Origin of the sequence: Leifsonia sp. fls2-241-R2A-40a, from assembly GCF_030209575.1 — a bacterium.
In the GTDB taxonomy this organism is placed as follows: domain Bacteria; phylum Actinomycetota; class Actinomycetes; order Actinomycetales; family Microbacteriaceae; genus Leifsonia.
This window is the reverse complement of record NZ_JARVRS010000001.1, coordinates 2,184,636-2,200,578: the sequence shown is the minus strand read 5'-3', so window position 1 is coordinate 2,200,578 and position 15,943 is coordinate 2,184,636. Positions and strand designations below refer to the sequence as shown.

Annotated in this window: 22 protein-coding genes; 9 read left to right on the top strand and 13 right to left on the bottom strand. The window is 70.8% G+C overall.

What is annotated here, in order from left to right:
- Position 1: 1 nt before the first annotated feature.
- From QRN40_RS10945 to QRN40_RS10915, 7 genes are all read right to left on the bottom strand, one after another.
- Positions 2–412, bottom strand: coding sequence for an ATP-binding protein (locus QRN40_RS10945; protein ID WP_285115660.1), 411 nt, complete (start codon positions 410–412; stop codon positions 2–4).
- Complete coding sequence (locus QRN40_RS10940) at positions 405–737, bottom strand: STAS domain-containing protein (protein ID WP_285115658.1); 333 nt, start codon at positions 735–737, stop codon at positions 405–407. Before QRN40_RS10940 ends, QRN40_RS10945 begins: the two co-directional genes overlap by 8 nt.
- Positions 737–1,912 carry a PP2C family protein-serine/threonine phosphatase gene (locus QRN40_RS10935; RefSeq protein WP_285115657.1) on the bottom strand — a complete coding sequence of 392 codons (1,176 nt, stop codon included), beginning with the start codon at positions 1,910–1,912 and terminating at the stop codon, positions 737–739. The genes QRN40_RS10940 and QRN40_RS10935 overlap by 1 nt, the downstream gene beginning before the upstream one ends.
- Positions 1,913–1,968: 56 nt before the next feature.
- Positions 1,969–2,634: a class I SAM-dependent methyltransferase gene (locus QRN40_RS10930; RefSeq protein ID WP_285115656.1), complete on the bottom strand. Its 666-nt coding sequence runs from the start codon at positions 2,632–2,634 to the stop codon at positions 1,969–1,971.
- A gap of 63 nt (positions 2,635–2,697) precedes the next feature.
- A complete protein-coding gene (locus QRN40_RS10925) occupies positions 2,698–3,735 on the bottom strand; it encodes an alpha/beta fold hydrolase (RefSeq protein ID WP_285115655.1) in 1,038 nt (345 codons plus the stop codon).
- 48 nt (positions 3,736–3,783) lie between these two features.
- Entirely contained in the window at positions 3,784–4,851 is a 1,068-nt protein-coding gene (locus QRN40_RS10920; protein WP_285115654.1) for an NAD(P)H-dependent flavin oxidoreductase, read from the bottom strand.
- A 14-nt stretch (positions 4,852–4,865) separates the two neighbouring features.
- Positions 4,866–4,994 carry a hypothetical protein gene (locus QRN40_RS10915; protein WP_285115653.1) on the bottom strand — a complete coding sequence of 43 codons (129 nt, stop codon included), beginning with the start codon at positions 4,992–4,994 and terminating at the stop codon, positions 4,866–4,868.
- Positions 4,995–5,237: 243 nt separating this feature from the next.
- Between QRN40_RS10915 and QRN40_RS10910 the strand changes: the two genes are divergently transcribed.
- The 4 genes from QRN40_RS10910 to QRN40_RS10895 all read left to right on the top strand — a co-directional run bounded on the left by QRN40_RS10910 (position 5,238) and on the right by QRN40_RS10895 (position 7,144).
- Positions 5,238–5,525 (top strand): hypothetical protein, encoded by a 288-nt coding sequence (locus QRN40_RS10910; RefSeq protein ID WP_285115652.1) that lies wholly within the window; start codon positions 5,238–5,240, stop codon positions 5,523–5,525.
- A 4-nt stretch (positions 5,526–5,529) separates the two neighbouring features.
- On the top strand, positions 5,530–5,796 hold the full coding sequence (locus tag QRN40_RS10905) for a LapA family protein (protein ID WP_285115651.1): 267 nt from the start codon (positions 5,530–5,532) through the stop codon (positions 5,794–5,796).
- A gap of 63 nt (positions 5,797–5,859) precedes the next feature.
- Positions 5,860–6,402 carry a sigma-70 family RNA polymerase sigma factor gene (locus QRN40_RS10900; protein WP_285115650.1) on the top strand — a complete coding sequence of 181 codons (543 nt, stop codon included), beginning with the start codon at positions 5,860–5,862 and terminating at the stop codon, positions 6,400–6,402.
- The gene (locus QRN40_RS10895; protein ID WP_285115649.1) at positions 6,392–7,144 is read left to right on the top strand and encodes an anti-sigma factor; all 753 of its coding nucleotides are present in this window, start codon (positions 6,392–6,394) and stop codon (positions 7,142–7,144) included. Before QRN40_RS10900 ends, QRN40_RS10895 begins: the two co-directional genes overlap by 11 nt.
- 40 nt (positions 7,145–7,184) lie before the next feature.
- Here QRN40_RS10895 and QRN40_RS10890 read toward each other — a convergent pair whose 3' ends face one another.
- The 4 genes from QRN40_RS10890 to QRN40_RS10875 form a co-directional block, all read right to left on the bottom strand.
- Positions 7,185–7,418, bottom strand: coding sequence for a hypothetical protein (locus QRN40_RS10890; RefSeq protein ID WP_285115648.1), 234 nt, complete (start codon positions 7,416–7,418; stop codon positions 7,185–7,187).
- On the bottom strand, positions 7,415–7,834 hold the full coding sequence (locus tag QRN40_RS10885; RefSeq protein WP_285115646.1) for a hypothetical protein: 420 nt from the start codon (positions 7,832–7,834) through the stop codon (positions 7,415–7,417). Before QRN40_RS10885 ends, QRN40_RS10890 begins: the two co-directional genes overlap by 4 nt.
- 9 nt (positions 7,835–7,843) lie before the next feature.
- Positions 7,844–8,578, bottom strand: a complete 735-nt coding sequence (locus QRN40_RS10880) for a DUF4397 domain-containing protein (protein WP_285115645.1) — start codon at positions 8,576–8,578, stop codon at positions 7,844–7,846.
- A 99-nt stretch (positions 8,579–8,677) separates the two neighbouring features.
- Positions 8,678–9,703, bottom strand: a complete 1,026-nt coding sequence (locus QRN40_RS10875) for an SLAC1 family transporter (RefSeq protein WP_285115644.1) — start codon at positions 9,701–9,703, stop codon at positions 8,678–8,680.
- 211 nt (positions 9,704–9,914) lie between these two features.
- Here QRN40_RS10875 and QRN40_RS10870 point away from each other — a divergent pair, with 211 nt between their 5' ends.
- The 3 genes from QRN40_RS10870 to QRN40_RS10860 all read left to right on the top strand — a co-directional run bounded on the left by QRN40_RS10870 (position 9,915) and on the right by QRN40_RS10860 (position 11,990).
- Complete coding sequence (locus QRN40_RS10870) at positions 9,915–10,646, top strand: alpha/beta fold hydrolase (protein WP_285115643.1); 732 nt, start codon at positions 9,915–9,917, stop codon at positions 10,644–10,646.
- A complete protein-coding gene (locus QRN40_RS10865) occupies positions 10,646–11,008 on the top strand; it encodes a cupin domain-containing protein (protein WP_285115642.1) in 363 nt (120 codons plus the stop codon). Before QRN40_RS10870 ends, QRN40_RS10865 begins: the two co-directional genes overlap by 1 nt.
- Before the next feature lie 157 nt (positions 11,009–11,165).
- A complete protein-coding gene (locus QRN40_RS10860) occupies positions 11,166–11,990 on the top strand; it encodes an alpha/beta fold hydrolase (protein WP_285115641.1) in 825 nt (274 codons plus the stop codon).
- Between the two features lie 63 nt (positions 11,991–12,053).
- On the opposite strand, the gene QRN40_RS10855 is transcribed toward QRN40_RS10860, so the two are convergent.
- Positions 12,054–13,241: a metallophosphoesterase family protein gene (locus QRN40_RS10855; protein WP_285115640.1), complete on the bottom strand. Its 1,188-nt coding sequence runs from the start codon at positions 13,239–13,241 to the stop codon at positions 12,054–12,056.
- A gap of 214 nt (positions 13,242–13,455) precedes the next feature.
- On the opposite strand from QRN40_RS10855, the gene QRN40_RS10850 reads away from it, so the two are divergent.
- Together QRN40_RS10850 and QRN40_RS10845 are read left to right on the top strand one after the other, a co-directional pair.
- Positions 13,456–14,091: a hypothetical protein gene (locus tag QRN40_RS10850; protein ID WP_285115639.1), complete on the top strand. Its 636-nt coding sequence runs from the start codon at positions 13,456–13,458 to the stop codon at positions 14,089–14,091.
- A gap of 185 nt (positions 14,092–14,276) precedes the next feature.
- On the top strand, positions 14,277–15,392 hold the full coding sequence (locus tag QRN40_RS10845) for a hypothetical protein (RefSeq protein WP_285115638.1): 1,116 nt from the start codon (positions 14,277–14,279) through the stop codon (positions 15,390–15,392).
- 224 nt (positions 15,393–15,616) lie between these two features.
- On the opposite strand, the gene QRN40_RS10840 is transcribed toward QRN40_RS10845, so the two are convergent.
- Complete coding sequence (locus QRN40_RS10840) at positions 15,617–15,913, bottom strand: DUF2277 domain-containing protein (RefSeq protein WP_285115636.1); 297 nt, start codon at positions 15,911–15,913, stop codon at positions 15,617–15,619.
- Between the last annotated feature and the right edge of the window lie 30 nt (positions 15,914–15,943).

The window sequence follows — 15,943 nt, the reverse complement described above, 5'->3', positions numbered from 1 at the left end:
TTCACCCGACCGAAAGCGTCCACCGGTTGCCGCCGTCGACGGCCGCGTGCTCGAAGCGGTCGACGAGCAGGTTCACCAGCGCGAGGCCGCGGCCCGACTCGGTCATCGCCTCGGGATCGGGCGTGGTCGCATCGACGATGTCGACCTCGGCAGGAGGAGCGTCGTCGATGACGACCGCCTCCAGGCCACCCAGGTTCGTGCGGATGATCAGCTCGACCTGCACCGGGCGCTCGGCCTGACTGTGCGTCACCACGTTGGTGACGACCTCGACCACCGCGAGTTCGAACCCGCCGCGCAGCCGCTCGGGAAGGTCCGGCCGTCGCTCCCCCAGCCGTTCGAACACCTCGTGCACGCGCCCGATCGCCTCGATGTCGGCCGATGCACGGAAGGAGTCGCGGAAGGGCTCAGTCACGGTAGGTGTCGTCGGAGGAGGGGAAGACGCGGAGGATGCGGTCCAGGTTGGTCAGACGGAGCACCCTCGTGACGTGGTCCCCGGCCCCGGCGAGCCGCAAGTCCCCACCGGCGGCGCGGGCGGTCTTGAGCCCGCTGATCAGGGCGCCGAGCCCGGACGAGTCGATGAACGCCACGGCACTGAGGTCCATCGCCACCCGGGTGTGACCGTCGTCCACGACGCGCTGCACCTCCCGGCGGAGCTCCGGCGCGGTGACCAAGCTGATCCGTCCCTCCGCCGCAAGCACGGCGACTCCGTCGTCACGGATGCTCGTGGTGATGTTCATCACCTATCGCTCCGGCGCACGACCACGGCGGTCAGGTCATCGATCGGGACCCCCGAGCGCGCTGCGCCCACGATCCGCGACACCGCGCCTGCGGAGGTCGCGGACCCCCGCACGATCGCCTCCAGCCGCGACAGCGCCGAGTCGCCGCCCAGGGCATCCAGGATGCCGTCGCTGACGCAGAGCAGCGCATCCTTCGGGCCCAACTGCACCCGCCCGGGTTCGCGCGGACCGAACGATGGGACGCCGAGCGGCAGCGACGTCGCGGGGAGCCTCTCGAACCGTCCCGATGCACGCACGATGAGGGCGAGTCCATGGCCGGCGTCGACGTAGTCGACGGCTCCGTCCGGATGCACCCGGGCGTGGAACAGGGTCACGAAGGTGGCGAGCTGGTCGAGGTCCTCCTCGACCACACGGGAAGCGGCATCCACCGACGCCTCCAGGTCGGCGAGGTCCATCGCGCTGCGCAACGCCGTCCGGACGGAGGCGGCGACGATCGCCGCGGCCATCCCCTTGCCCATCACGTCGGCGACGGAGACGCAGAAGTCGTCGTCCACGTCGTACCAGTCGTAGAAGTCGCCGGACACTCCGCGGGAGGGCTCGCACGCCGCGGCGACGTCGTAGCCGGGGGCGCGCGGCTTGCGCCGGGGCAGGAGCCCCTTCTGAGCGATCGCGGCCCGGTCGAGCTCGTCGTCGCGCTCGAGTTCCGCCTGCACCCAATCGGCGAGATCGCGGAGCACGCGCGCCTGCTGGGGGGTGAGCTCCCTGGGCACCGTGTCGAGTACGCACAGTGTTCCGACGGCCTCGCCGCCTGGGGCGTGCAGCGGCTCGCCCGCGTAGAACCGCAGGTGCGGGTCGCCGACAACGAAGGGGTTGTCGCGGAACCGCTCGTCCGCGCTCGCGTCGGAGACGATCAGCGCGGCATCCTGCTGCACCGTCGCGTCGCAGAATGCGCCCTCGCGCGGCGCTTCGGAGGTGAGGCCGATGTGGGACTTCCGCCACTGCCGGTTGCCGTCGATCAGGGTGACGCTCACCATCGGCACTCCGAACAGCTGCTGGGCCAGCCGGGTGACCCGGTCGAACCGGGCTTCCGGCCCGGAATCGAGGATCCCGAGTCCCGTGAGCGCGCGTTGCCGACGCGATTCCGTGTGCTGCAGCGACTCCGTGTCGACGACCATGCTCACATCGTACTGAGTGGTCTACCCCGATCACGGATCGTGAGCCGCCGTGCGGCCTAGACGCCCGCGACTCCCGCGATGTGGGTGTTGAACGGGAGGAACGGGGTGTGCACCCGGTAGTGCTCGACCTCGACGGTCCGGAAGCCGGCGTCGCGGACCGCCCGTTCGAGGTCGCGCTCGCACGAGCATCCCTCGAAGGTCCAGGCCCACGGGCGCCGCAGCGCCCGCTGTGCGGCGCGGGTCGGAGTCCCTTCCGGCGCGCGCACGTGCTCCAGGAAGCGGAACGAGCCGCCGGGTCGCAGGATGCGGCGCACCTCCGCGAGCACCGCCTCCGGATCCCGCACCGAGCAGAGCACCAGTGAGGAGATGACCGCATCGGCGCTGCCGTCCGGCAGCCCGGTGCTCTCGGCCACGCGCTCCCGCAGGTCGAGTTCCACGCCGTGGCGCTCGGCCGCGGCACGCAACCCGGCGTGCATGTAGCGGTTGGGCTCGATCCCGATCAGGGTCGAGCCGTGCGGAAGGTACGGGAGGTTGGCGCCGACTCCGGGGCCGATCTCCACCACGGTGCCGCGCAGCCCGGCGAACACGCGTCGCTTTCGCGGGCCCATGGCCGAGTCGAGGACGGGCCCCATCGCTCCGAAGAACGCCGCGTTGAAGCGACCTCGGCCGGGATGGAGTTCGAAGCCCGTCGCCGCTGGGTCACCGGTGGTCGTGTCGCTCATTGCCGCTCCTTCGTGGATGTCCTTCCACTCTGCAGCGGCGCCTGCGGCACGTCAGGCGGGGAATCACCCCACTCCGCCCGCGTCCGTTCCCTCCCGCCCACCGGCGTACCAGGCGGCGATCTGCGCCCGCGAGCGGAAGCCGAGACGGAGCAGGATGCGCTCCACATGACCCTCCGCCGACCGTTCGTCGATGCCGAGGAGGGCGCCGATCTCGCGGTTGGTGCGTCCCTCTCCGATGAGCGCGGCGACCTCCCGTTGACGCGGGGTCAGCATCCCGGGCGCGGTCCGCGCCACCCGGAGGCCGAGGAACCGGCGGATGGCCGACGCCAGCTCGTGGGCGTCGCCCGCCCACGGCAGGTGCGACCGCCCGGGCAGCACGACCAGGCGCGCACCCTCGATTCCCGCGGCGAGCGCCTCCGCCTGCGCGACCGGCGCCGCGCGGTCGTCGGCCCGGTGGACGACCAGCGTCGGAGTGCGCACCTGCGTGAGCAGCGCGGACACGTCGAGCCGGTAGCTCAGCGCGAGCAGGGCCTGCGCGGTGGCGGCGTCGGAGGAGGCGCGCTGGTAGCGACCGAACCCGGCGCGTGTGGCGGCGGGCGCATCCGGCGCGAAGAGATCCGTGAGCAGGCCCGAGCCGAGCCCCCAGTGCGCGCCGACCAGCGCCAGGACATGCTCACGTGCGCTGGGCGGCGACACCTGCTCCCCCGACACCCAGCCGCCGTACAGCACCAGGCGGCGCACGGTCTCGGGATGCGCGGCGGCCCACGCGACGGCGACCAGCGCCCCCAGCGATGTCCCGATCAGGTCGACCGGGCCCGGACCCGCCGCCGCGACGACCGCGGCGAGCTGCTCCAGCTCGTAGTCGAGAGACGGCGGTCGCCGGGCCGGACCGGAGAGACCGCAACCGGCCCGGTCGTAGCGGATCAGCCGGGCACCGTCGGCCAGGCCTTCGTAGAAGGAGCGCTCCTCCCGCAACTCCCAGCCGAGCCGGAGGTGACTGAGCCAGCCGGAGACGTAGACAACCGGACGGCCCTCACCCACCGAGGCGACCGCGAGCTCGGTGCCGTCGGCCGTGGTGACGCGCGTGAGGTGCTGCTGCACGCCTCCATTGTGGCCGTGCCCTGCGCACACGTCATAGGAGGACGAGGGTCAGTGGCGTCGGCCCGGGACCCCCGCCGCGAGCTCGGCGAACACCTCCGCCGCGTCGTCGAACCGGGACAGCCCGGCGCTCTGGCCCATCCACAACGAGAGCAGGTCGGCGCGTCCGTCCTCTGCAGCCCGACGGCGGAACACGCCCGTGAGGATGTTCTGCAGCGGGAACGATGCCTGGCCGCCGCTCTGCTCGATCGCCCGCACCGCATGGTTCGGCAGCCCGCGCGCCGCCCGCCCGCTCATCGCCCGCGTGAGGACCGTCTCGTGCGCCTCGGCAGCACGGATCCGCTCGCGGTGCACCGGCGGAGCGACCGACTGCCGCGTCGCGAGGAACGCCGATCCGACCTGAGCGGCGCCGGCGCCGAGGGCGAAGGCCGCGGCAACTCCGCGCCGGTCGGCGATTCCGCCGGCCGCGATCACCGGAACGTCGACGGCATCGACCACCTGCGGGATGAGCGCCAGGGAGCCGACAAGACTCGACTCGGGCTCGGCGAGGAACGACGGCCGGTGCCCGGCCGCCTCCAGGCCCGACGCGACCACCGCATCCACGCCGCCGGCCGCCAGCGCCCGGGCCTCGGGAACGGTCGTCGCCGCGCCGAAGACGAGGATGCCCCGGCTGTGGGCCTCCTCGACGATCGCCGGACCGGGCACGCCGAAGACGAAGCTGAGGACGGCCGGCTCGGCGTCGAACGCCGCCTCGAGCTGCTCCGAGAAGTCGGGCAGCGGGGCGACCGGCCACGCGGACGGTTCGATGCGCGCCTCCGCGAACAGCTCGAAGAGAGCCGCGATCGCGCGGTCGAACTCGCCGCGGTCGAAGCCGTCACGGACGGCACGCTCTCCGGGACCCTGGAACGGCAGCCAGAGGTTGAGGTTGAACGGTCGCGAGGTGCGCTGCCGCAGCTCGGCCGCGACGGCGGCGATGCGATCGGGCCCGAGGCCGTAGAGCCCGAACGAGCCCAGTCCGCCCGCTTCGCTCACGGCCACGGTCAGCTCGACGGACGACATCCCGCCGAACGGCCCGAGCACGATCGGAGCGTCGATGTCCAGCAGGGTGCGCAGATCCATCCGAGACCTCCCACTCAGTCGTAGCCGAGGATAACCGCGTCGAGGCCGTCGGGGACACCCGCGAGCGGCGCCCACAACGGGTCGTGGCGGGGTTCGCGATGCGGGTGGTTCTGCATCGTCTCGGCGGTGACGCTCGCGGTCATGTCTCGGATGCTAGGGCGCTCCCGCGCACATCCGACTGGACACAGCGTCCAAGCGGCATGCCTCCCACCGACGCGCCGTACAAGCCGATCACGGCTGCGCAACATGTTCGGTAAACCGAATACCCCTCCCCTGCGCGGGGCGCGGGGCGTGATAGAACCGATGACGTCCGCCCCGATGGTCGTCACGTCCCGAACCGTCTCCGCCGCTCGAGGGGCCGGCCCCGCTGCCACCCGAAGGACCGATTGAGCGACGAGACCTGGCGTGCGGAGTTCCACCACCCGCAGCATCCCTGGCGCGACTTCGCGCATGAGTTCGCGAGCGGCCGCGAGTACCCGCCGGCCAGCATCCGCCGGCCCAGCTCGCTGGCGGGGATGCCCGCCCACGACGTATACCTGCTCAGCGATTCGGAGCCGTGGCCGGCCGCCGCGACCTACACCTACACGCAGTCGATCGTCGGAAGCCTCCGCGAGCACCCGGCGCCCGAGTACAACCTGGACATGGACGCGGCGGACGACGCAGCGCCATACTGACCCCATGAGCGACAGGGGATCCGCGCACGCCACCGGCGAGAGCGGATTCGTCCGCTTCCTGAAGCGCAAGTGGCTTGCGATCGTGCTGATCGCCGTCCTGGTGATCGTCGCCATCCAGAACGGGGTCGGCAACGATCAGGCGACCATCTACGTCCTCTGGGGTCAGCTGCAGCTGCCGACCTGGCTGCTCGTCCTCGTCGTGTTCCTGATCGGCGGCGTCACCGGCTGGATCCTCGCGCGCAACCGGGCGGCCCGGAGGGCGCGGCGCTGAGCGGGTGCTCCATCCTGACGCGGCGCTCTGGCTATCCGAAGCGCGGCGAGCGATGATGACACCGTGGATGACACCGAGCGTTCACTGATCACCGACCTCCGGTCGGGTGACGTGTCCGCGATCGAACGGCTGTACCAGCGCTGGGGACGCCTGGTCTACACGCTCGCGCTGCGGTCGCTCGGCAACGTCTCCGACGCGGAGGACGTGACGCAGCAGGTGTTCGTCGCCGCCTGGCAGGGTCGCGCGGGGTTCGACTCGGAGCGGGCGAAGCTGAGCACCTGGCTGATGGCGATCACGCGGCACAAGATCGTGGATGCGTACGAGGCGCGTGCGAAACGGCAGCGCGAACTCGAGGCGCTGATGGAGAGCGTCTACCTGCAGTCGCTGAGCTGGACCGACCAGATCGCCGACAGCGTCACGATGAGCCAGGAACTCGACCGGCTGGAGCCCGTCGCCCAGCAGATCATGCGCCTCGCCTTCTACGACCGGCTGAGTCATACCCAGATCGCAGCCAAACTGGACCTTCCGCTGGGTACGGTCAAGAGTCACATCCGACGCAGCCTGCTGAGACTGCGAGCACGATTGGAGGACGCCGATGACGCATAGCGACGCGGACGTCCTCGCCATGCTCGCCCTGGGTGACCCGGACGTGGACGACGCCGACATCGGGCACGTGGCCACCTGCCCGGAGTGCCGGGCGGAGCTCGAGCGCCTCACGCGGGTCACGCGTGCGGCCCGTGAGAACGGACCGGTCGACTTCGAGTTGCAGGAGCCCTCCCCCCGGGTCTGGGAGAGCATCCGCGACCAACTGACGGCGACGCCGCCGGCCGTCTCCGAAGCGGCCCCCGCAGCCGTCCCGGCGGCAGCCCTGACCGAGCTTCCGGTGCGCACGCCGGCGCGCGCCCGCCGCCGGTGGCCGGTGCTCGCGGCCGCCGCAGCGGCGCTGGTGATCCTGGCAGGCATCGCCCTGGTCGTCTCGTTCCGGCCGGGCGGGCCGGAGGTGCAGGCACAGGCGACGCTGTCCGGGCTCCCGGCCTGGTCGACCTCGAACGGTCAGGCCACCATGGAGCGCGAGTCGGACGGGACCACGGTCCTGGCCGTCCAACTCGACTCGCCCGCCGTGCACTCCGGGACCTCCGACTACCGCGAGGTCTGGCTGATGAGCAGCGACCTCACGAAGGCGATCAGCGTGGGCTTGTTGGATGGGGGAACCGGCCGCTTCACGATGCCGCCGAACATCGCCGCCGCCGACTACCCGGTCATCGACATCTCGCAACAGCCCCTGAACGGCGATCCCGCGCATTCCGGCGACAGCATCGTGCGCGGGACTCTGTCCGCGACCCGCTGATCCCGAGCAGTCCGCGCCACCGGGCGCCGCTCCCGGGGTGCTACCCGAAGATGTGGGCCGGCTGCTTCACGATCTCGAGCCGCGGCCGGCCTGACCCGGTCACCGGGTCGCCGTCCGCGCCGGCGAGACGTTCGAAGAACAGGGCGAGCACCGCGCGCTCCCGGCGGCTCAGTCGAGCGACGATCGGCACCACCTGCTCGGCGGTGGGGACGTCCGGCAGAGCGTCGGCCAGCAGGGAGACCGCCAGCGCGACGTCATCGGCAGTACGGGTCATGAGGTTCCTCTTTCATCGGGGTGCTTCGGGTTCACGAGCACCAGTCGGGTCCGCCCGGAATCGCACTGCAGGAAGGCGAGCCGGCCGGGGAGGCAGGAGATGAGCGCCCCCTCGCGGCTGAGGAACACGCGGTGCAGTGCCGACCGGAGGCCGGTGATCTCGTCGTCGACGAGTCCGTCCTTGACCAGCACGCAGCCGTCCGGAGCCCCGTGGGCGACGAGGAGCTCGTAGATCTGGTGCTCCGGGAGGCCGCCCACATCCAGGCAGCAGTCCTCCCGGAGCTCGACCGGACCCGTGAGCCGGCTCCGGAACTCCCGTCGGCCGCGCGTCGACACCCGGGCCGCGAGCGCCATCGTCCACTTCCGCCCGAAGAAGGCGTGGACCGCTGCACCGACGTGCTCCTCGACGACTCGCATCGCGTCCGATCAGTGCCGGCTCATCCAGGGGACGTCGAACAGGGTCCCCTGCCGGAGCGACTGCACGGCGACGGTCAGATTGCCGGCCGCTGCACTCCCCCAGGCGTAGACGATCGTGTCGGTGCCGGCCTTGACGGGAACGGCCGCCGGCCCGATGACCGGCGCGGTGGTCCCGGCGAGCGCGACCGCCGCGTTCACGGTGCCCGCCGGCAGCACGAGAGCCACCTGGTGGGGATTGGTCAGGTTCTTGATGACCGGCGCGCCGCCCGCCAGCACGTCCACCGCCGGAGCGGCTGCGGTGTGTCGCACGATCAGCCGTCCGGTGCCCTGGGGTGTCCGGGAGATGTCGTTCGTGAAGACGGTGGCGGTGGGTGCACCCGCCGGGGTGAGGTGCGCGGCGACGGTGTAGCTGGTGTTCCGGGCGAAGGAGACCGTCAGCGGGCCGATCACCGGGTTGCGGTCGTTGCGGGCGTCAGCGGCGGTGATCGCCAGCCGGTAGGTGCCGGACGGGAGAAGGTAGGGACCGGCGAAGGTGCCCGGCTGGAAGTCGTTCAGCACCCGGAGCCCGTTCACGTAGACGTCGACCGGTGTGGCCGGGACGCCGTGGAAGACCGACACCTGGGAGATCCCGAACGGACGCCAGGACTGCTGAGGCGACGCGTTCGCCGGAGTCGCGACCCCGATCAGCGCCGCTACCACGGCGGCGATCACCCCGATGCGCCACCACTGTGCTTTCTTCATCATGAAACCCCTTCGTCTCCGTGGAAGGACCGGGTGGACCTTCCAGAAGTGCATTCGCCCGAAAGGGGTCGATCGGATGCAGCGAAGAGGGAATCGGAAGGTTCAGCGTCCTTCCACCGCGTTGTCCGCGCGGCGCAGCACGCTCTCCGCACGGCGGGCGCCGCGCCGGACGCTCGTCACCAGCAGGAGGGAACGCACGCCTATTGCGGCGATCACGACCGTCACGAGGGCCACAAGAACCCACGCCACCGCCTGCCAGCCGGCGAAAGCGGCGATCGACAGCCACTCGATGCCGTACGCGACCGCCGCGGCCAGCGGGAAGGTGAACGACCAGAAGCCCAGCGAGAACGGCAGGACGCGGTACCGCGGGAGGAGGAACAGCTGCTGGAGCGTCATCAGCACGAGCAGGCCCAGCAGCGCGACGGACACCAGGTCCGGCTTCTCGCCGTTGATCGTGAACCACGCCGTCCCGGCGACCGCCGGCGGCGCGAGGAGGATCGCGCAGGTCGGCGTGAGGGCTGCGGGCAGCGGAGGGAAGAAGGCCAGGCGGGCGAGCAGCACCGTCGAGATCACGACCCAGAAGAAGACGCCGACCGCGAAGGCGCCGATCGCGACGACGGGAAGGCCGATCCGGAACGAGGTCGTCGCGGCGATCAGCCCGGCTCCGACCGTCGGCAGCAGGTACCCGCCGTGGAATGCCTCCGGGGTGAGGTTGCCCGCGTGCCAGTAGGCGAGGATCCACCCGGCGAAGAGCGCGGTGACGACGAGGGAGGCAAGGACGAGCACCGTCCCGGCCAGGGGGACGAAGCGATGCAGATCGGCGCCGAGAAGCATCCCGACCGTCGGCACGAGGGCAGCGATCGGGCCCTGAGCGGGATGGCGCAGCTGCTGGCTCAGCGTCTCCGCGCTGCGCGCGCCGCGCCGGAGGTGCGCGACGATCAGCCAGACCCAGGCGACGGCTGCGACGATCCACAGGACCTGGCCGACGACGTCGGACGCGCCGAGCAGCCGGCCGGCAGTGGTCCAGACCCCCGCGAGCCCCGCGAGGCCGAATGCGATGGCCAGGGTGTTGAGCGGGATGCGCGGGCTCGTGCGCCCGCGGCCGGGCTCGCTGGTCGTCTCGGTCATGGTGCCTCCCTGTTCCGTGAGGCAAGCTACTCCGCCCGGCAGAGGCCGCGCGACATCCGCGGAATCCGACCGTTCGTTCCTCTAGCCTGTCTAGCTTTCGTACCCCTACACTGACCGCATCGTCGACCGGTTCACCCGGCACCGGCGGGCGTTCAGCGGCGGCCCGTCAGCGAGCCGAATCCGCTGAGAACCCCACGAAATGGGTGACATGATGACCGACGGTCCGAACAGCGACATCACGGTCGTGCTGGTGCACGGCGCGTTCGCCGACGCAGGCAGCTGGGCTCCGCTGACGGAGATCCTTCAGAGAGAGGGCGTGCACGTCTTCGCACCGGCGCTGCCGATGCGCGGGCTGCGCTCGGACGCCGACTACATCCAGAGTGCGGTCGCCCAGGTCGACGGGTCGGTGCTCCTCGTCGGGCACTCCTACGGCGGCGCCGTGATCACGAACGCGGCCGCAGGCGTCGACCAGGTGAAGGGCCTCGTCGCGGTCTCCGGATTCCTCCCCGAGGAGGGCCAGACGCTCAGCGAGGTCGAGGGCACGTCCCGCGACAGCGCACTCGGGCCGGCCCTCGTGCAGCGGACATACCCCGTCGGAGACGGCGGAGACACCGCGGTCGAGCTGTACGTGAAGGAGGACGAATTCCCCCGCATCTTCGCCGGCGACCTCCCGGACGCGCAGGGGAAGGTGCTCGCCTCCGCCCAGCGGCCGATCGCGGCGGCGGCGTTCGACGAGAAGACGGCCGGCGCCGCCTGGAAGACACTGCCCACGTGGTCGGTCGTGGCGACGGGCGACAAGGCCGCGGGCTCGGACGTCCTCCTGCAGCTGACCGAGCACGCGGGAGCGAAGCTGACGACCCTCGAGGGATCGCACCTGATCATGATCTCGCAGCCGCAGGCGGTCGCCGACGTCATCCTCGAAGCCCTCCGATCGGTCGGCTGATGGCGGACGACACGGCCCAGCCGGACGCCCTGGCGGGGAAGCTCAAGCGCACCGAAGTGCAACGAGCGGAGTCGTCCATCCCGGGGCGGATCATCGTCCAGGTGCTCACCGAGATCCCGGAGGGCGTCGAATCCGGATGGCACATGCACCCGGGCGAGGAGGTCGGCTACATCGTCGCCGGCACGGTCGAGATGCGCATCCAGGACTCCGAGACGCTGCTGCTCCAGGCCGGCCACGGGTTCCTCATCCCGCCGGACACTCCGCACAACGCGCGCGATCTGGGTCCGGGCACCGGGCGGATGCTGTCGACCTATCTCGTCCGGCCGGATGCCGCTCTGGCGACGTTCGTGACCCCGGAGTGAACCGCGGATGAACGGAGACCGGACGCCGGCTTCGAAGAAGCGGCACGGGGCGCGGCGCCCCTGGCGTGGCGCCCTCCGCGCAGGCTAGCGTCGAAAAGCGCCACCTGTTCTGCAGCACGTCCCACAGCATCCCCACCCGCCACCCCCGGAAGGAATCATGGGCACCGTAACGACATCAGACGGCATCGAGATCTACTACAAGGACTGGGGAACCGGTCAGCCCATCGTCTTCAGCCACGGCTGGCCGCTCTCGGCGGACGACTGGGACAACCAGCTGCTGTTCTTCCTGCAGCAGGGCTACCGCGTCATCGCGCACGACCGGCGCGGCCACGGCCGCTCCACACAGACCGGCGAGGGCCACGACATGGACCACTACGCCGCCGACCTGCGTGCGGTCGTCGAAGAACTCGACCTGCACGACGCCATCCACGTCGGTCACTCGACCGGCGGTGGAGAGGTCGCGCACTACATCGGCACCTACGGCGAGGATCGCGTCTCGCGAGCCGTGCTGATCAGCGCGGTTCCCCCGCTGATGGTCCAGACGGAGAACAACCCGGGCGGGCTGCCGAAGAGCGTCTTCGACGACCTGCAGGCGCAGCTGGCCAAGAACCGGTCGGAGTTCTACCGCGCCCTCCCGGAGGGCCCGTTCTACGGGTTCAACCGGCCGGGGGTCGAGTCGTCGGAGGCCATCATCCAGAACTGGTGGCGCCAGGGCATGATGGGCGGCGCGAAGGCGCACTACGACGGAATCGTCGCCTTCTCGCAGACCGACTTCACCGAGGACCTCAAGAAGATCACGGTCCCGGTGCTGGTCATGCACAGCGAGGACGACCAGATCGTCCCCTACGCCGACGCCGGACCGCTCTCGGCGAAGCTGGTGCAGAACGGGACGCTGAAGACGTACAAGGACTTCCCGCACGGGATGCCGACGACGCAGGCCGACACGATCAACGCCGACCTCCTGGAGTGGCTGAAGTCGTAACGCCCCGCACGAGAACAGCGGCTCGGCTCCCTCGGGAATCGAGCCGCTGTTCTGTGCGGGCGATCAGCCGCGGCAGTCGCCGGAGCCGGAGTCGGAGTAGGCGAGGGCCGACGTGCCGAGCCCGGGGCCCTGCAGCGCGGGGGCGTACGAGAACGAGTAGCCGTGCTGCTTGAGCGTGAGCTTCATCGTCCCGAAGCCCTGGTCGTACCCGGTGACCACGTTCGGGTTGGCGAAGCTCCCGTCGGCGTTCTTGGCGAGGGTGTCGAGCGCCTCACCGCCGGTGCCGACGATGAACTCCGGGATGCCCTTCTTCGGGTCGTAGGCACCGGTCGGATCCATCGGCTTCAGCCGGGCGTAGGCGTGCTCGTGGCCGTTGAGGACGAGGGTCGCGTGGTTGGCGTAGAGCAGCTTCCACCACGCGTCGGCGACCTGACCCTCCTGGCCTCCCGCTCCGACGGCGGAAGCGGGGACGGTGGCGGTGGATGCGGTGGTCGAGCTGAAGGTCGGCTGGTGCCAGTACGCGATCGTGCACTGCTGCTGGTTGCTCTTCAGGTCCGCCGCCAGCCAGCGGGTCTCCTGGGCGAGCAGGCCGCCGTCGGTGGTGGAGCAGTCGTTCTGGAACGCGGGAGAGTTGCACTCGACGTTCAGCGAGACGATGTGCCAGTTGCCCAGGTCGTACGAGTACCAGCCCTGGGCGCCCTCGGTGTCGTCGCCCGCCTGGCCGGAGGTGTTGGGCGTTCCGGACTGGTCGTGACCGTTGAAGTACGCGAAGTAGCCGCTGCCGTTCTGGCCCGCCTCGTTGTCGCCCTTCTTCACATAGGGGTAGTACTCGTGATTGCCGGGGGCGGGACGCTCGAGGAACTTGAGGCCGCCCCACGCCTGCTCGAACGACGCCTCGAAGTCGCTCAGCTTGCCGACCTCGTACTGCTCGTCACCGAGCAGGGCGACCGCATCCGGCTTCATCGCCTCCGTCTGCTTCGCCGTGGCGAACTCGGCGTCGTACCCACCGAGGCTCGGGCTTCCGCACTTGAGCGAGCCCGGCGTCGACGCGTTCTCGTCGTCGTCGGGCTCGCAGGCGATGTCGCCGACCGCGGCGAGCGTGTAGGTCTCGGCGTCGTGGGCTGTGGGCGCCGAGTCGTACGGCCAGCCGTTGTCGATGGCCGGCGCGGCCACGGCAGCGGCCGCGCCGACGAGGGTCGTCGCGACGACGGCCCCCACGAGCAGCGAGATCTTGCGGGTTCGAGAGCGCATGCACCTGTCCTTTGTGCCGTGGGGCCGAACGTCCGAGCGGTCCCTGTGGCGAGAGCCTCGGAGGCGGGGGCGACGGTTCGGTGACGGCGCGGTGACCGTCCGGTGAACGGTCCCTGCGGAAGTGCGAAGGTTCGCCGCAGCGGTTTCGCGCGGCGGACGGCCTTCCCGAGCGGCGGTGCCGAGGAGCATTCTGGAGGCGTCGAGGGAGGACCGGATGAGCGCACAGGATGAACGGGCGGCACGGAAGACCAGGCGCGTGCTGACCGCGGTGGTCTCCTCCGCCGCCGCAGCGATCACGCTGGGGGGCGTCGCCGCCGGCCGCGGGGCGTCCGCGCCTGCGCGGCCCACAGCGGTCGGAGCGCTCGCCCGCGGCGCCGCGGCCGGTGTCGTCGGCACGCTGGCCTTCGACCTCTGGCTGTACCTGCAGTACCGGAGGGGTCGCGGGACCGAGCCGTTCCCTGACTGGGAGTTCTCGGCCGACGTGACCGGCTGGGACTCCGCCCCCGCCCCCGCCGAGGTCGGACGGCGCATCATCGAAGGCCTCTACGGGACCCCGCTGCCGGACTCGCGCGCCGCATCCATCAACAACATTGCCCACTGGGTCTACGGAATCTCGGGCGCGACGGCGTACGGAGTGCTGGCGGGGTCGCTGCGACGGCCGAGAACCGTGTACGGGCTCCTCCTCGGGGCGGGGATGTGGCTGTCCGGCTACATCATCCTGCCGCCGATGCACCTCTACAAGCCGATCACCGAGTACGACGCCAAGACGCTGGGCAAGGACCTCGCCGCTCACCTCGTCTACGGGACGACCGCCGCCGCCACGTTCAGCGCCCTCCGCCCCCGGCACTGAGCCGTCGAGCCGCCGAGCCGCCGAGCACAGGGAAACCGTCGCCGATTCCCGGGAATTGGTGACAATTTCCCTGTGCTCGGCGGCTGCGGCGGATCGGGGAGGCCCGGAAGATCGCGGGCGCGTCTAGCCTGAGGGCGTCAACGCCGGATCCCGACGCCGACGATCGGACGGATCGGAGCATCACCATGGGATGGAGTACCACAGACCTCACGACACGAGCGGGGGCGCCGCTCGCCGTCTACCAGCCGACTGCGTGGCTGTTCGCGCAGTTCACACGCCACGTCGTGTTCCAGGGCTTCACGTTCTCGGGCGGGGACGACGGCCAGCTGTACGAGCTGTACTGCAGCGAGGGCGACGACTGGCACGTCAAGAACCTGGTATCGGAGGCGGGCGGAGCGGAGGCCGCGACGACCGCGAACGGTTACATCTGGGCGCATCAGGGCTCGCAGCACGTCGTGTACCAGGGCCGCCAGTTCGACGGTCACGTGCACGAGCTCTGGTACACGGAGGACGACGGCTGGAACGCGAACGACCTCACCAATGCGGGGCACGCGCCGCTGACCCTGTCGCAGCCGTACGGCTACGAGACCTATTACGACGGCACCCAGCGGGTGGTCTACCACGCGCGCGGCGGCGGTCACATCCACGAACTCAGCAACTCCGGCAACGGGTGGCACGACCTCGATCTGACCGGGGCGACCGGAGCGCCGGCCTGTGCGCCGGGCGTGGCGGCGACCGGATACTCGTTCGAGGATCAGCGAACGGCCCACGTGCTCACGCGGACGGAGGCCGGCCACGTGATCGAGTTCTGGGCGGACGCCTCCGGCTGGCACTGGGGCGACCTGACCGCCGCGACCGGGGCGCCGGCGGCGAGCGACTCCGATCTCTTCCACGGCTACGTCTTCCGGGGCGACGGCACCCAGCACGTCGACTACGTGGGCGTCGACGGGCACATCCACGAGCTGTGGTGGCGCACCGACGGCTGGCATCACAACGACCTGACGGTCGCGGCGGACGCCCCGGCTCCGACGCGCACGGGAACCCCGGTCGGCTACGCCTTCGAGGCGGGGCTGTTCCAGCCCGTCGCCACCCAGCACGTGGTCTACACCGGCGCCGACGGCTTCGTGCACGAGCTGTGGTGGAGCACCGGCGCCTGGCACCACAACGACATCGCCGCCCGGGTCGGTGCGCCGCCGGCGTGGAGCGAGCCCGCCGCCTTCGTCGAGGTCGACCTGGGCACGCAGAACGTCTTCTACCTGAGCGACGCCCATCACATCGTCGAACTGCAGTGGAGGCCGTGAGGCCGGTTCAGCTCGCACTGCGCGGCACCGTCGGCTGCGCATCCGCGTGCCGCAGTGCGGACACTACCTCGGTCGTGTCTGGATGCTCGGCTCTTTCACCACGGTCCCGTGGCTTGGAACAAGCTGGCCCTCCCCACCCGAAGGGGAGGGCCACCGTGGGTGGATCGGGAAGGGGCGAGCTATCGTGGCCGCACCGCGGCGGCGACGCGCGACGACCCGAACCCTCAGACCGACGCGGTGCGGATCCGGACCTCGCGCTCCATCCGCTTCTCGTGGCGCTCGCGGCCCTTGACCGCTTCGAGCTCCCGGCTCTTGGGCGGAGCGTTGGTGACGAGCTGGTCGAGCATCCGGCGGGTGGCCTCGGCGATCTCGTCGATCGCCTGCTCGAAGGCGGCCGTGTTCGCCCGAGAAGGACGGGTCGAGCCGCTCACCTTGCGGACGAACTGGAGCGCGGCCTCGCGCACCTCGTCGTCGGTCGTCGGCGGCTCGAAGTTGTGGAGGCAGCGGATGTTGCGGCACATGCGCCGACGATAACCCCGGGGACGACCCGA

Bases quoted from the DNA above. Each gene is read 5' to 3' on its own strand.
- QRN40_RS10940 (WP_285115658.1), bottom strand. From the start codon at position 737: ATGAACATCACCACGAGCATCCGTGACGACGGAGTCGCCGTGCTTGCG.
- QRN40_RS10935 (WP_285115657.1), bottom strand. From the start codon at position 1,912: ATGGTCGTCGACACGGAGTCGCTGCAGCACACGGAATCGCGTCGGCAA.
- QRN40_RS10930 (WP_285115656.1), bottom strand. From the start codon at position 2,634: ATGAGCGACACGACCACCGGTGACCCAGCGGCGACGGGCTTCGAACTC.
- QRN40_RS10920 (WP_285115654.1), bottom strand. From the start codon at position 4,851: ATGGATCTGCGCACCCTGCTGGACATCGACGCTCCGATCGTGCTCGGG.
- QRN40_RS10915 (WP_285115653.1), bottom strand. From the start codon at position 4,994: ATGACCGCGAGCGTCACCGCCGAGACGATGCAGAACCACCCGCATCGC.
- QRN40_RS10905 (WP_285115651.1), top strand. From the start codon at position 5,530: ATGAGCGACAGGGGATCCGCGCACGCCACCGGCGAGAGCGGATTCGTC.
- QRN40_RS10895 (WP_285115649.1), top strand. From the start codon at position 6,392: ATGACGCATAGCGACGCGGACGTCCTCGCCATGCTCGCCCTGGGTGAC.
- QRN40_RS10890 (WP_285115648.1), bottom strand. From the start codon at position 7,418: ATGACCCGTACTGCCGATGACGTCGCGCTGGCGGTCTCCCTGCTGGCC.
- QRN40_RS10885 (WP_285115646.1), bottom strand. From the start codon at position 7,834: ATGCGAGTCGTCGAGGAGCACGTCGGTGCAGCGGTCCACGCCTTCTTC.
- QRN40_RS10880 (WP_285115645.1), bottom strand. From the start codon at position 8,578: ATGATGAAGAAAGCACAGTGGTGGCGCATCGGGGTGATCGCCGCCGTG.
- QRN40_RS10875 (WP_285115644.1), bottom strand. From the start codon at position 9,703: ATGACCGAGACGACCAGCGAGCCCGGCCGCGGGCGCACGAGCCCGCGC.
- QRN40_RS10870 (WP_285115643.1), top strand. From the start codon at position 9,915: ATGACCGACGGTCCGAACAGCGACATCACGGTCGTGCTGGTGCACGGC.
- QRN40_RS10865 (WP_285115642.1), top strand. From the start codon at position 10,646: ATGGCGGACGACACGGCCCAGCCGGACGCCCTGGCGGGGAAGCTCAAG.
- QRN40_RS10860 (WP_285115641.1), top strand. From the start codon at position 11,166: ATGGGCACCGTAACGACATCAGACGGCATCGAGATCTACTACAAGGAC.
- QRN40_RS10855 (WP_285115640.1), bottom strand. From the start codon at position 13,241: ATGCGCTCTCGAACCCGCAAGATCTCGCTGCTCGTGGGGGCCGTCGTC.
- QRN40_RS10850 (WP_285115639.1), top strand. From the start codon at position 13,456: ATGAGCGCACAGGATGAACGGGCGGCACGGAAGACCAGGCGCGTGCTG.
- QRN40_RS10845 (WP_285115638.1), top strand. From the start codon at position 14,277: ATGGGATGGAGTACCACAGACCTCACGACACGAGCGGGGGCGCCGCTC.
- QRN40_RS10840 (WP_285115636.1), bottom strand. From the start codon at position 15,913: ATGTGCCGCAACATCCGCTGCCTCCACAACTTCGAGCCGCCGACGACC.